Raw genomic sequence first — 13,451 nt, forward strand, 5'->3', positions numbered from 1 at the left:
CTCAGACCCGAGCCCGCCGACGAGGAGCACCAACAACATGAACGTCGACGACGAAGACCTTCCGATCATCGCCGAGATGCACTGGTGGCATGCCAGCGTCTCCTTTCCTGGCGATGCCGGGATGAGCCCGGAGGCTGCTCAGGTGCTGTCATCCGCGCTGAACGACCAGCGGTTCCACTTTCTGCGTAAGGACGCCGGGCTTCGGCTGCGCACCGAGCGTTCCGTGGCTGCGCTACTGGACGACCTTGTCGCCGAACATCTGGCCAGTGGCTGGGTGCAAGGCGTCTACGAGCCGGAGACCGAAGCGTTCGGCGGCCCCGAGGGTATGGACGTCGCCCACGACGTATTCTGCGCGGACAGCCGTGCTGCCCTGGTCGAGACCGGTATCTCAGGGGCAACGGAACGCTGCGTCCTGCTGCTCTCCACCATGAACCGGGCGGCTGGCCTGGATCCGTTCGAGGTTGGCGATGTCTGGGCCAAACTCGGTTCCCTCCGGCCACCGATCGACCCACCCACGGGTGCCCCACGCGACACGGCGGTCACGGCCATGCGTCGCTTGATGAACTCCGATGCCGTCCGGCGGCCGGACGCCGAGCCCGGCTGGACCGAGCGCGTCGCCACGTTCGAGGCCGCCGGGTACCAGCTGAGGCAGTTGGCTGCCGATGGGCGGTTGACCAGGGGGTTGCGCGCGGTGCTCGCTCACCACGCGGTGTTCGCCCTCAATCGTGCCGGGGTGTCTGCCGACAAGCAGGCCGCAACCGCATGGCTGGGGCGCCACGTCGCTTTCTCCGGAGGAGAAGCAGCCGACGTGTCCGCTCGCAAGTCCACCGTCCCGGCCCATACCTTCACTCGAATGGAGACCACCCTGACCGGCAACACCGACCCCGCCGCCCTGCGCGAAGCGCTCGTAAGCCGCCTCATCGACGGCGGACACCTGCGCACCCCCGCCGTCATCGCCGCCTTCCGGGAAACCGAGCGCCACCGCTTTCTTCCAGGAGTCGAACGGAAAACGGCGTACGTCGAGGACGCCGTGTCCGTCAAGCACGACGAGACGGGCGAGATGATCTCCTGCATCTCCGCGCCCTCGATCGTCGCCACTCAGCTGGAGCAGCTGGGCGCCGAGCCCGGCCACAGGATTCTGGAAGCCGGGGCCGCCACCGGCTACAACGCTGGACTGCTTGGCAAACTCGTAGCGCCCGGAGGCCATGTATGGACCGTGGACGTAGACCAGGACCTCGTCGACCGCGCCGCGAAGAACCTGGCCCAGAACGGTGCGTCGAACGTGTCGGCGGTGCTGGGCGACGGTGCGGTCGGGCTCCCCGAACACGCACCCTTCGACCGCATCCAGTTCACTGTCGGCACTGGCGACATTCCGTTGAGGATCCTAGACCAGCTCGCTCCTGACGGACGCCTGGTCATTCCGATGCGGATCCGCGGCAGTATCTCCCGAAGCTTCGCCTTCGAACGCGACGGCGACATCTGGAAGACCGTCTCGTGCGAGATGGCCACGTTTGTGCCCCTGCGCAAGGGCGTCTGCGATGACATCTACACCCTCGTCCCCATAGCTGGTGAGGGCAACGTCCGCTTGGAGATCTTCAGTGAGCAGAATGTCGACCTGGACGCGATGCGCACCGTCCTGGACCAACGCTCGGCCAAGGCCTACTCTGGCGTGAAGTTCCGCCAAGGGGACCCCTGGCAGTGGCTGTACCTGTATCTGGCGTCGGTGCTGCCCAATGGCCTGTCCCGTATGCTCGGGTCTCGCCCCGGCTTTTCCCCACACTTCGGCTGGGGTTCCATGGCCGCGCTCGACGGCGACACCCTGGCCTACATCACCGTACGTGAAGGCGAAGACAAGCAGGGCAAATTCTGGGAGATCGGCGTCATTGGCCACGGCCCGCGCGCTCCCGTCCTCGCCGACCAGGTCGCTGCCGAGATTGGCGAGTGGGCTCACAGCTGGGGCAACGACGCGTCCGAACCCAGCTTTCGTATGGCCGTGGGCGACGCCCGTGATCAGTTGACGACCGCCGACCCGCGCTTCGTCATCGACAAAACCTACAGCCGCCTGATCGTCGACTGGCCGCGCAGGAGCTGAGCCGATGCCCTCCGCGATAGCCTGCCGCATCCCACTGGTGAGACGGCCCAAAGCGCCCGCATTGCCGCTGGACGAACGCATCAATCACCTCACCACGCTTGCCGGCCACCCTGACGGAGCGAGCCACCATGATCTGGTGGCACGCGCCAGTGGTGTCCTCAACTACGCTGCACTGATCGCTTCCGACGTTGGGAATCCCGACCTGGCTGCCCAGCTGTGTTGGCGCCAACACCGGGTCTTCGCCAAAGCCGGTAGCCTTCCGCAGGACATCGCCGTGATGTCACTCATGCCCCTGATCAATATCTCCCGGCTGTTGACCCGCGAGGGCGACGGCGACGGAGCGTACGACGTTCTCAGGCGGCTGTATCGGGCCGCTCAGAGGCGCGGGACAACCACGATCTGCGATCATGAAGTCGATCTGTCCGCGATAATTCGCACCGAGGCGACTCACCGGAAGATCTGCGAAGAACTGTGGATGAGCATCCTCATCGACGGCGCCAGAGCCCTGGCGCGTGGTGGACACTGGACCAAGGCCGCTGAAGCCATGACCGCCTATCGAGGCATCGGTAACCGGCTCCTCGACGGACGCCAAATCAAGATCATGTCGTTGATCGAGCGCGGCCTCGACCAGCAAGCCCACGCCATGATCGACTCCACCACCCCCGCAGAGCCGTGGGAGAACACCGTGGCGGCCCTCCTGCGCGCCAGTTGCCTGCCCCAGACCCAAGTAACACGGCAGCCAGAACTGGACCTTGCTCTACAGTCGGTACTCGATTTGATCGCCCCGCCCGACTCCGCGACTCCGGTGTTCCAGGCCCGTATCGGGTTGACCGCACTTGACCTGACCTGCGACCAGACCAGCCCCTACGCTGTTCTCCTGCGGAACACCATCGTCGAGGTGGCCATCCTCGATGCTTATGCTGCTCGCGACGTCCTGAACCACCACTTGACGCGCTCCCACATGACCAATGGGCAAACACAGAGACTCGACGCAGTACTCACCGCATCAGGGCTCGGCGTGGGAAACCTCTCAACTAGCCACATGCAAGCTCTAAACGCAGCTGTGGATAAGGCCGAAGTCGCGCTCCGCATGCTTCTGTGATCCGCTCAGTGGACAACAGCCGTCCGACACGGCCGAAGTCCCGGATTTGGAGCCCGCCGTAGAGGACTTGGCCGCACGACCACGGTCCTGGCACGGGGCTTCAAGGCCAAGCATCCTTCCCGATCACACCTGGATGATTGGGTTCGTGTGAGGATCACGTCTGTGTTCACAGGTGGTAGGCGTACTCGCGGAGTTCCCAGTCGGTGACGAATCTGGAGAAGCGTTCGACCTCATCGCGTTTGTAGGCGAGGTAGGCCTCGGCGAACTGTTTGCCGAGGACGTCCGCGAGGTCGGTGTCGGCTTGGAAGGCGTCGAGCGCGGCCGGGAGCGTCATCGGCAGGACGGCGGCTTCGGCGGGGCGGTAGCCGTACCCCTCCAGCGGCGGCGGCGGGGTGAGGCGGTCCCGGATGCCGAGGTGTACGGCGGCGAGGACGCCGGCGATGCCGAGGTAGGGGTTGGCGCCGGCGTCGCCGAGCCGGATCTCGAAGCGGGTGGCGGAGCCCCGCTCGGGCGGGATGCGGAGCATGGCGCTGCGGTTGTCCAGGCCCCAGTCGACGAGCCAGGGGGCGAGGGTGTCGGGGCCGAGGCGCTTGTAGGAGTTGATCGTGGGGTTGAGCAGTGCGGCGAGGGCGGGGGCGTGTGCGAGGACACCGCCGATGGCGTGCGCGGCGACGCCGGAGAGCCCGTACGGCGCCGCGGGGTCGGCGAAGACGCCGTGCCCGTTCCGGTCGGTGCAGGAGACGTGGAGGTGGAAGCCCGATCCGCCTTCGTCGTTGAACGGTTTGGCCATGAAGGTGGCGCGGTGTCCGTCGCGGCGGGCGAGTTCCTTGATCGCGGTTTTGAAGCGGAACGCCCGGTCGGCCGCGTCGAGTGGCCCGGAGTGGGTGAGGTTGATCTCGAACTGGCCGCCGGAGAATTCGTGGTTGCCCATGGTGGCGCCGATGCCGAGCCGGTCGAGCATCCGGAGCGTCCGGAGCAGGTGTGAGGTCTTGTCCCCTTTGTAGCCGGTGACGTAGACGTTGCCGGGGGCGTCCTCGTAGCGCCGCCAGCCGGTTCCGTCCGGCTCCGGTTCCAGGAGGAAGTACTCGAGTTCGGGGCCGATCGCGGCGGTGAGTCCTTGTTCGTCCAGCTTTGCGACGGCGGCGCGGAGCACCGCACGGGGTGACTCGGGGAAGGGGATGTCGGTCCCGGGGAGGACGGCGTCCCCGAGGCAGTGGGCGACGCCCTGCTCCCAGGGAAGCCGGGTCAGGGTGGTCAGGTCGGGCCGGATCCGGATGTCGGGGAGGCCGAGGTCGAGGCCGCCGGGTACCGCGACGGTGTCCCCTTGGGGAGAGGTGTAGTAGATGGCCCGGCAGAAGCCGAGGCCGTCGCCGACGACGTCGGTGAGCTGGGAGACGAGCACGTCTTTGCCGCGTTCGGTGCCGATGAGGTCGGGGAATCCGATCCGGAGGACGTCGATCTCCCGCTCGGCCAGCCACTGGAGGAGCTCTTGCACCGGACCTCCCACAATTCGTTTGGGGGCAAAAGATACGCCCGCCGAGGCCGGGTGGCAAGACTTGACAGCCTGTGTTTGGATGGTCGTATGGAGCCAAATGATTCCTGGAAATCCGCCGATCCGTCGTGATCTTGGCTGGGGGGTGCAGGCGACTCCACACTCGTCCTTCCTGAATAATCGCCCTCTAGCTCCCTCAAAAGCACAAACCCAGCAAAGGCAGCACTTATGGATCTTCGGCGTGCGCTCGATCAGGTACTGGCCAACCACCGCAAGTGGACCGAGGGCTTCGGTGAGTACGCCGTACACGAATCGCTTGCCGTACCGGCGGAGCAGGTCGAGGAAAGCCTCGACGAACTGGCCGAAAGGCTGCGGGACAACTACCCCTTCTTCCACCCGCGCTACGCCGGTCAGATGCTCAAGCCGCCCCACCCGGCCGCGGTCGCGGGCTACCTCGCCGCCATGCTGATCAACCCCAACAATCACGCCCTCGACGGCGGTCCGGCCACCGCGAAGATGGAGCGCGAGGTCGTCGCGGACCTGGCCGCAATGTTCGGCTACGACACCCACCTCGGCCACCTCACCTCCAGCGGCACGATCGCCAACCTGGAGGCCCTCTACGTGGCCCGCGAACTTCACCCCGATCGCGGTGTGGCCTACAGCGCCGACAGCCACTACACCCACGCCAGGATGTGCCGGGTACTCGGCGTGGCGGGCACCTCGGTGGCGGTGGACGGCGCGGGCCGGATGGATCTCGACGCGCTGCGGGAGACCCTCGCCGACGGGCGGATCGGCACCGTCGTGGTCACCGCCGGCACCACCGGGCTCGGCGCGGTGGACCCGGTGCACGAGATCCTGGCGCTCTGCCGGGAGTACGGCGTCCGCGTCCACATGGACGCCGCCTACGGCGGGTTCTTCACCCTGCTGGCCGGTACCGAGGGGCTGGATCCGGCGCCGTGGGCGGCGATCGCCGAATGCGACTCGGTGGTGGTGGACCCGCACAAGCACGGGCTGCAGCCGTACGGGTGCGGGGCCGTGCTCTTCCGCGACCCGGCGGTCGGCCGGTTCTACGTGCACGACTCGCCGTACACCTACTTCACCTCCGAGGACCTGCACTTCGGCGAGATCAGCCTGGAGTGCTCCCGCCCGGGTGCCGCGGCGGCGGCGCTGTGGCTGACGTTCCGGCTGCTGCCGCCCACCCGTGACGGCTTGGGCGCCGTGCTCGCCGCGGGCCGCCGGGCCGCCCTGCGCTGGGCCGACCTGATCGCCGAAAGCGAGCATCTCCGTCTCTACCAGCGCCCAGAGCTGGACATCGTCACGTACTACCCCGCCGTCTCGCCGGCGAGCCTGTCCGCGATCGACGCCGCCTCCGAGCGGGTGATGCGCGAGGGGATGACCGACCGCCACAACCCGGTCTACCTCAGCGTGCTGCGCGCCGACGTCCGGAGCTTCGCCCGCAGGCACCCCGAGGTCCTCGCCGACCGCGCCGACGCCCGGGTCCTGCGCAGCGTCCTGATGAAGCCCGAATCCGAAACCCACCTCGACCCACTCCACGCCAGAGTCGAGCGCCTGGCCGCCGACAACTGAGCGGCCGTACGGCCTGCGGCTCCGGAATGGCCGTACCACTCCTTCAGAGAAGCGCTTGGGGCAGGCTCAGCCACATGTCGGCCTGGCCGCCGGCCGATCGGGCGTCGGTCGGGTGCCGCTTGAAGAGCGGCACCTTCTCAGCTCGAACTTCGATCCCGAGCGTATGGGCCCGGCCGGAATCATGATCGGTGACGTTGGATCGACCCATCTCTTCATCTGCCCGCAGTGCCCTGAAGTGCCGGTCCGAGGTGTCAGCCAGTGGTCCTAGCGGTCTCTGCGAGTCCCCGGTGCCGTATGCAGCCGGACATCGATCTCCTGTTCGGGCCTCGGATGAAGTGACGGCAACCTACAAGAGTTTTGTAGTTCTGCGTTGACCCTCGCACGAACCTACAAAAGTTTTGTAGGTTCTTGTAGGGTCCTGCATCAACCTACAAAAGTTTTGTAGGTTCGCGTTGGTACCCTGAACCCATGCGGGCTGATTCGCGTGACCTTCGCAGCCGGCTCTGGGACATCGCAGCCGAGCAGCGGGGCTACTTCACGGCGGCTCAGGCGCTGCGGATCGGCTACTCCTACCAGGGACAGTGGTTCCACACTCAACGCGGTGACTGGGTTCGCGTCGATCGTGGGCTCTTCAGGTTTCAGGAGTTTGACGCACTTTCTGACGGAGAGCATGATCACCTGGTTCGATGGTCGCTGTGGAGCCAAGGCCAAGGGGTCGTGTCTCACGTCAGCGCCCTAGCTGTGCATGATCTTGGGATCGCCAATCCGGCAAAGATCCATCTGACTGTGCCACAAGGATTCAGGCGGCGGCATCCGGCCGTGGTGCTCCATTTCGGTCAGCCCGTACCCGAGGAGATCCAGGCACGAGAAGGGTTCCTGGTGAGCAGCCCGGTTCGAGCTGTTGTGGAGTCAGCCGCGGAGGGGGTGGATCAGGAGTTGATCGACTCAGCTGTCACGGATCTGCTGGAGCGGGGCATGACAACAAAGCGTCAGCTGCTCATGGCTGCACAACACCATGGTTCCCGGGCGGAACTTGGCATCGACCGTGCACTGACTGGAGAGCCGCATGATGAGCCGCTACCCCAACGCGGTGGCGCTGCGTCGCGCCATTGAAGATCGCCTGAAGGCTAAGGCCAATGAGAGTGGCATGGACCTGATGAGGCTTCGACGGCTGTTGATCTTCGATCGGATTTGTGCGCGTTTCGCAATGACTGTTCCCGGCAGATGGGTGTTCAAAGGCGGAACGGTGTTGGAGTTCCGCATGCCGAATCGTGCTCGGACCACGAAGGACATCGACCTCGCGCTGAGGGACGGCGATCTGGGAGACGGTGAACTCCGTGATGAGCTTATCGAGACCCTGGGAGCCGACCCCGACGAGGATCGGTTTGTTTTTCTGGTGGGTACTCCCACGGCACTGCACCCTGATTCGGGTGGCCGACCGGGATGGCGCTTCGGGGTTCAGGCGGAACTAGCCGGGAAGCCGTTCGGCGGGGTGAAGCTGGATATCGTGGCCAGGCCCGAGGAGTTGACGGAGACCGAGGAGCTCCGGCTACCGGGCTTCCTCGACTTCGCGGGCGTACCACCACGATTTGTGGAAGTCGTTCACCCGCGTCAGCACTTCGCGGAGAAGCTGCACGCGCTGACCCGTGACTACGGTGATCGTCCCAATACGCGGGTCAAGGATCTTCTGGATCTCGTCCTGCTGATTGAGGATGGCTTGGTGCCGGATGCTGCACTGGTCACGGCCTGTCGGCATGTGTTCACCGTACGGGCGACGCATGATCTGCCCGTACAAATCGGAGAGCCCCCGCCGGCTTGGGCGGGAGCGTATCCAGGGTTGGCCGAAGGTCTTACCTCGATCGTTCTCCTGCCGAAGGCCCTGGATCTGGTGCGCGGCTACTGGGAGACGGCTCTCGATTCCGCTGGTGGGGCAGGGGCGGTCAGCGGGCGAGGTGGCGGCTGATGACGAGGCGCGCCGTCTCGCCGGCGAGCCTGTCCGCGATCGACGCCGCCTCCGAGCGGGTGATGCGCGAGGGCATGACCGACCGCCACAACCCGGTCTACCTCAGCGTGCTGCGCGCCGACGCCCGGAGCTTCGTCCGCAGGCACCCCGAGGTCGTCGCCGACCGCGCCGACGCCCGGGTCCTGCGCAGCGTCCTGATGAAGCCCGAATCCGAAACCCACCTCGGCCCGCTCCACGCCAGAGTCGAGCGCCTGGCCGCCGGCGGCAACTGAGCGGCTGTACGGCCTGCGGCTCCGGCACAGCGCCCGGATGGCCGTACCTCTCCTTCAGAGAAGCGCTTGGGGCAGGCTCAGCCACATGTCGGCCTGGCCGCCGGCCACTGCCGTCAAGCGCGCCCCGCTGGACCGGTATGTCGTCGGCGAACGTGGTGATCAGGCGGCCTGACCGCACTGCACGCGCTGGTCAGCGGGTGAGTTCGGCCAGGGCGCGTAGCCCGTCGAGGATCTCGCCGGCCGTGGGAGCGGTGGCCGGGTGGCTGAGGTGCTGGATCATCACGCCTTGCATGAGGGCGAGCTGGACGCTGCCGAGGGTGCGTACCGAGTCTTCCGGGACCTCATCCTCCGGCACGCTCTTGAGGAGCGCCGCCATGCCGCGGCGGCCTTGGACGGTGCCGTCGGCGAGCGGGGCGCGCAGCCCGGGCTGGCGCTGGGCCTGCATGAACAGTTCCATCGAGGCCAGCCACAGGTCGGGGTGTGCGCTGAAACTGTCGATCAGGCTCTGCCACAGCCGCTCGAAGTGGTCCTTGGTCGAGCCGTCGGCGCCCGGGACCAGGGCCCGTCCCATCGCGTCGCCCCATTCGTCGAGGATCTCGAAAAGGGCCTGGGTGAGAAGGGCCTCCCGGGAGCCGTAGTGGTAGCCGATGGCGGCCATGCTCACGCCGGCCGCAGTGGCGATGTCCCGGACACTGGTGCGGTCGTACCCCTTCTGCCGCAGGCATTCCTTGGCGCCGATGAGGAGGACTTCACGGTTTCCCATGCGCTGGAGGATATCACCATTTAGATCGATCGTCTTAGGCGATCGTATTAGGCGATCGTCTTGCGCGATCGCCCAAATCTGTCTACCGTCCTCCTCATGACGAACGCCAAGAACCTCTCCATGCGGTCCATCGCCGTCCTGTCGCTGGGGTTGGGGCTCACGCTCACCTCTCCCGGCCCGGCCCAGGCCGCAACCGACCCGACGGTGGTCGCCACGGCAGGCGGTCAGGTGCGCGGCACGGCGAACGGCCGGGTGCTCAGCTTCCAGGGGATCCCCTACGCCGCACCGCCCGTCGGCGAACTGCGCTGGAAGTCACCCCGGCCAGCCGCGACCTGGAGCGGGATCCGTGCCGCGAAGATCCCGGGTGCCCCCTGCGCGCAACCCAAGGGCCTGCCGATCGGGATCCCCAGCACGACCGAGGACTGCCTCTACCTGAACGTCACCACACCCGCCGAGCAGACCGGCGGCAAGCGGCCGGTGATCGTGTGGATCCACGGCGGCAGCCTGATGTACGGCACCGGCGACATGTACGGCCCCGACAGCTTGGTCGCCAACGGCGCGGTCGTGGTGTCGATGAACTACCGCCTGGGCGTGATGGGCTTCCTCAGCGACCCGTCCCAGCCCGGCGCCGACGGCCTCGGACTGGAGGACCAGCAGGCCGCCCTGCGCTGGGTCCGCGCCAACGTCGACGCCTTCGGCGGCGACCCGGACAACGTCACGATCATGGGCCAGTCCGGCGGCGGCTACAGCGTCTGCGGCCACCTCGTCTCACCATCCTCCGCCGGACTGTTCCAGAAAGCCATCGTGCAGAGCGCGCCGTGCGCCACCGGCGGCTCCCGTACCCGGGCCGAAGCCGAGGCCGATGCCAAGCGGGTCATCGCGGCCGTCGGCTGCGAGAAGGACACAGCGGACTGTCTGCGCGCCACCCCGGTCGCCAAGCTCCTCGACGCCTATGGCCCGTTCGCCGAACCTCGCCCCGCGGCCGGGACGAAGCTGATGCCGCTCTCACCGGCCGACGCGCTGCGCACGGGCAGGTTCAACCGCGTCCCTGTACTGATCGGCGTGAACCACGACGAGGAGCGCGGGAGAATCCTGGGCATGGAGCTCGCACCCGGCGCCACGCCCATGAAACCCGAGGACTATGCGCCCGCCGTCCGGGACCGGTTCGGCAAGAAGGCCGACGCGGTGCTCAAGCGTTACCCGCTCACCGGGCACGGCTCGGCGGGCGAGGCCCTGGCCGCCGTCCTCACCGACGCGACTTGGTCGGTCCCCACGCTCGACACCGCGCGACTGCTGTCGAAGTGGACCCGGACCCGGATGTATGAGTTCAGCGAGCCCGACACGTCCTGGTTCCGGGGGTACCCGGCACCCAGCTTCGAGCAGCGCGCCGCACACATGACCGAGCTGCCCTACCTCTTCGACGGCCTGACCCTCTTCGAGGACATCGCGCCCGGACAGGGTGCGTTCCGCGACCGCATGCTCCGCACCTGGACCGGCTTCGCCGCCTCAGGCAAGACCGGCTGGCCCGCTTTCCACGGCAGGCGCGGCCATGTGCAGCAGCTCGCCTCCACTGCCTGGAAGCGCACGGACTTCACCGCCGACCACAACTACGGTTTCTGGAAGAACATCCGTTAGTCCCGACAGTCCGGAACGTCCCATAACCGGTTTTCTAGAGCAGGTGTTCTGGCAGTCTCAGCCACATGTCGGGCTTGCCGCTGATCGATCGGGGGTCGGTCGGCCGCAGGCTCGCTCCGGCATAGCAGTAGGCCACGGCCTCGCCGTGGTAGAGGTAGGTGGTGAGGATCTCCTCCGCGGGTTGTTCGGGGTAGACGCTCCCGCCGCCGGGATGGGTGTCCCATTCCTCGATGACGCCATCGCGGGCTTCGGCCCCCTGGTTTCCGCTCTTGGGATTGGCGAACAGTCCGTAGCAGACAGTGCCCACCGACAAGCGCTTTATGACGCCGGGGTTGGACGCGGCGAAATACCACGGCTGGAAGACGACACATCCGCCGGGCACATCCGTGACTCCGATGACGGATTCGCCAGGCACGTCCGTGCCGACGACGGCCAGGTTGTAGTCGTGGTTCGACCAGGGATCCTCCATGAACTTCTCTACGTCGGCGTGATCGACCGGTACGGCTTCCAGGCGCTGTGCCGCCTCGGCCGCGGTGATGCCGGCCGTGCAGGCGAGGCTGAAGCCGTCGTCGTCAAAGCGACCCAGCGCGGCGATCAGACGTCTGGCCTCTGCCACGGCGGCGGCCTCGGCGGTGGACAGGCCGGCCTCGCCGTCGGGAAGGGAGAACAGGTCAGGGGTGGGAGTGGCCAGGCTGAGCCGTCCGGGGGACCAGCCGGTCATCATCGGTCGCCACGGGTCCGCCCCGGCGGCGACCAAGGCGCGGGCGTTGCCGGGGCGGTTGGCGAAGACGGCTTCCCAGAGCGCGGTATGACCTTCACGCTCCGCGTCGATGTCGTCGACATGCCGAGCCAGCTCCGCGACCACCTCGGGCGAGCCGCGCTCGGCCGCCGCATGGAGCGGCCGTTCGTGGAAGTACACCCCTGAATTCGGGTCGGCTCCCGCGTCGAGTCGGGCGCGGATCAGGCTGAGGTCCGTCCAGCCATCCCAGCCGATACCGGACCACCCGGATCCATCGTTGACAGCCATGGCACTCCTTGAACGGATGTGTGGGATCTTCGAGGGCCGATCATGGCCTACGAGGCCGACAGATTCCGTCCCACCTGTTCAGAGCTGCTTTGCAAGCCCTCGCGCGATTGCCCGCCGCCATCCCTCGGAGATCCACATGATCTTGGCTTCCCGCTGTGGCGCTCGGAAGTCATGCGTGTAGCCGTACCCCGAGCGCTGTACGTCAGGAAGCCAAGCCCAGTCCGCGACCTCCACTGAAGTGACGCCAACCTAAAGGTTTTGTAGTTCGCGTAGCGGCTCGCACCAACCTACAGAGGATTTGTAGTTTCACGTTGGGCGTGGTGCGGGCGCACCGGGAGGCGGCTCTCGGTTCCCCGGTGGGGTGGGGTTGTCAGCGGGCGAGGTGGCGGCTGATGACGAGGCGCTGGATTTGGTTGGTGCCTTCGAAGATTTGCATGATCTTGGCTTCGCGCATGTAGCGCTCGACGGGGAAGTCGCGGGTGTAGCCGTAGCCGCCGAGGACCTGGACGGCGTCGGTGGTGACCTTCATGGCGGCGTCGGTGGCGGTGAGCTTGGCGATGCTCGCCTCCAGGCTGTACGGCCTGCCGGCGTCGCGGCGGCGGGCGGCGTCGAGGTAGACGGCGCGGGCGGAGCCGACGGCGGCGGCCATGTCGGCGAGGAGGAAGCCGAGGCCCTGGTGGTCGATGATCCGCTTGCCGAAGGTGGTGCGCTCCTTGGCGTAGGCGACCGCGGTGTCCAGCGCGGCTTGGGCGAGCCCGGTGGCGCAGGCGGCGATGCCGAGCCGTCCGGCGTCGAGCGCGCTGTAGGCGATCTCCAGGCCCTGGCCTTCGGCGCCGATCAGCCGGTCGGCTTCGAGGACGACGCCGTCCCAGTGCGCGGTTGTGGTGGGGATGGCGTGCAGCCCCATTTTGGCCTCGGGGCGGCCGAAGGTGAGCCCGTCGGCGTGACCCGGCGCGAGGAAGCAGGAGACGCCGCGGCGGCCTTCGCCGGTCCGGGCGAACAGCGCGTAGAAGTCGGCGATGCCGCCGTGTGTGACCCACGCTTTGGTCCCGGTGACGCGGTACCCGTCAGAGACCTTCTCCGCCCGGCAGGTGAGGGCGGCGGCGTCGGATCCGGCCTGCGGTTCGGAGAGGCTGTAGCCGCCGACGACGTTCCCGGCGAGCATGTCGGGCAGGAGTCGTTCCACCTGCTCGGGGGTGCCGTAGGCGGCGACGGGGGAGCAGGCGAGACCGTGCACGCTGACGGCGACGGCGACGGCGGCCCACCGGGCGGCCAGCTCCTCCAGGACCTGGAGGTAGACCTCGTACGGCTGGCCGCCGCCGCCGAGCTCCTCGGGGTAGGGCAGTCCGAGCAGGCCGATCTCGCCGAGGGTGCCGAACAGCCCTTCGGGGTAGGTCTCCGTGCGCTCGTGCTCGTCGACCCGCGAGGCCAGTTCCTTGTCGGCGAAGTCGCGGACAAGGTCGAGGAGGTCCTCTGCCTCCTGGCTGGGCAGCAGACGGGAGACGGCCACGTTCTCTC

Annotated in this window: 11 protein-coding genes; 7 read left to right on the top strand and 4 right to left on the bottom strand. The window is 67.3% G+C overall.

Translation table 11 applies throughout. The features are described from left to right. Positions 1–37 precede the first annotated feature (37 nt). Complete coding sequence (gene fxlM, locus RUR_RS13955) at positions 38–2,092, top strand: methyltransferase, FxLD system (protein WP_283135436.1); 2,055 nt, start codon at positions 38–40, stop codon at positions 2,090–2,092. A gap of 4 nt (positions 2,093–2,096) precedes the next feature. Beyond that, on the top strand, positions 2,097–3,194 hold the full coding sequence (locus tag RUR_RS13960) for a hypothetical protein (RefSeq protein ID WP_283135437.1): 1,098 nt from the start codon (positions 2,097–2,099) through the stop codon (positions 3,192–3,194). 166 nt (positions 3,195–3,360) lie between these two features. On the opposite strand, the gene RUR_RS13965 is transcribed toward RUR_RS13960, so the two are convergent. Continuing rightward, positions 3,361–4,689, bottom strand: coding sequence for a glutamine synthetase family protein (locus tag RUR_RS13965; protein WP_283135438.1), 1,329 nt, complete (start codon positions 4,687–4,689; stop codon positions 3,361–3,363). Between the two features lie 225 nt (positions 4,690–4,914). Here RUR_RS13965 and RUR_RS13970 point away from each other — a divergent pair, with 225 nt between their 5' ends. The 4 genes from RUR_RS13970 (at position 4,915) to RUR_RS13985 (ending at position 8,508) form a co-directional block, all read left to right on the top strand. Next, positions 4,915–6,273 (top strand): pyridoxal phosphate-dependent decarboxylase family protein, encoded by a 1,359-nt coding sequence (locus RUR_RS13970; protein ID WP_283135439.1) that lies wholly within the window; start codon positions 4,915–4,917, stop codon positions 6,271–6,273. A 468-nt stretch (positions 6,274–6,741) separates the two neighbouring features. Then, positions 6,742–7,386 carry a type IV toxin-antitoxin system AbiEi family antitoxin domain-containing protein gene (locus RUR_RS13975; RefSeq protein WP_283135440.1) on the top strand — a complete coding sequence of 215 codons (645 nt, stop codon included), beginning with the start codon at positions 6,742–6,744 and terminating at the stop codon, positions 7,384–7,386. Continuing rightward, the gene (locus RUR_RS13980) at positions 7,340–8,236 is read left to right on the top strand and encodes a nucleotidyl transferase AbiEii/AbiGii toxin family protein (protein ID WP_283135441.1); all 897 of its coding nucleotides are present in this window, start codon (positions 7,340–7,342) and stop codon (positions 8,234–8,236) included. Before RUR_RS13975 ends, RUR_RS13980 begins: the two co-directional genes overlap by 47 nt. Continuing rightward, positions 8,236–8,508 (top strand): hypothetical protein, encoded by a 273-nt coding sequence (locus RUR_RS13985; RefSeq protein WP_283135442.1) that lies wholly within the window; start codon positions 8,236–8,238, stop codon positions 8,506–8,508. The genes RUR_RS13980 and RUR_RS13985 overlap by 1 nt, the downstream gene beginning before the upstream one ends. 190 nt (positions 8,509–8,698) lie before the next feature. Here the strand turns inward: RUR_RS13985 and RUR_RS13990 are convergent, their stop codons facing one another. Then, positions 8,699–9,271, bottom strand: coding sequence for a TetR/AcrR family transcriptional regulator (locus tag RUR_RS13990; protein WP_283135443.1), 573 nt, complete (start codon positions 9,269–9,271; stop codon positions 8,699–8,701). A gap of 96 nt (positions 9,272–9,367) precedes the next feature. Between RUR_RS13990 and RUR_RS13995 the strand changes: the two genes are divergently transcribed. Then, a complete protein-coding gene (locus RUR_RS13995; protein ID WP_283135444.1) occupies positions 9,368–10,906 on the top strand; it encodes a carboxylesterase/lipase family protein in 1,539 nt (512 codons plus the stop codon). Positions 10,907–10,940: 34 nt separating this feature from the next. On the opposite strand, the gene RUR_RS14000 is transcribed toward RUR_RS13995, so the two are convergent. Beyond that, positions 10,941–11,933 carry an ankyrin repeat domain-containing protein gene (locus RUR_RS14000; protein WP_283135445.1) on the bottom strand — a complete coding sequence of 331 codons (993 nt, stop codon included), beginning with the start codon at positions 11,931–11,933 and terminating at the stop codon, positions 10,941–10,943. A 370-nt stretch (positions 11,934–12,303) separates the two neighbouring features. Continuing rightward, positions 12,304–13,443 (bottom strand): acyl-CoA dehydrogenase family protein, encoded by a 1,140-nt coding sequence (locus tag RUR_RS14005; RefSeq protein WP_283135446.1) that lies wholly within the window; start codon positions 13,441–13,443, stop codon positions 12,304–12,306. Between the last annotated feature and the right edge of the window lie 8 nt (positions 13,444–13,451).

Origin of the sequence: Rhizohabitans arisaemae (assembly GCF_025996515.1) — a bacterium.
Taxonomy (GTDB): domain Bacteria; phylum Actinomycetota; class Actinomycetes; order Streptosporangiales; family Streptosporangiaceae; genus Rhizohabitans; species Rhizohabitans arisaemae.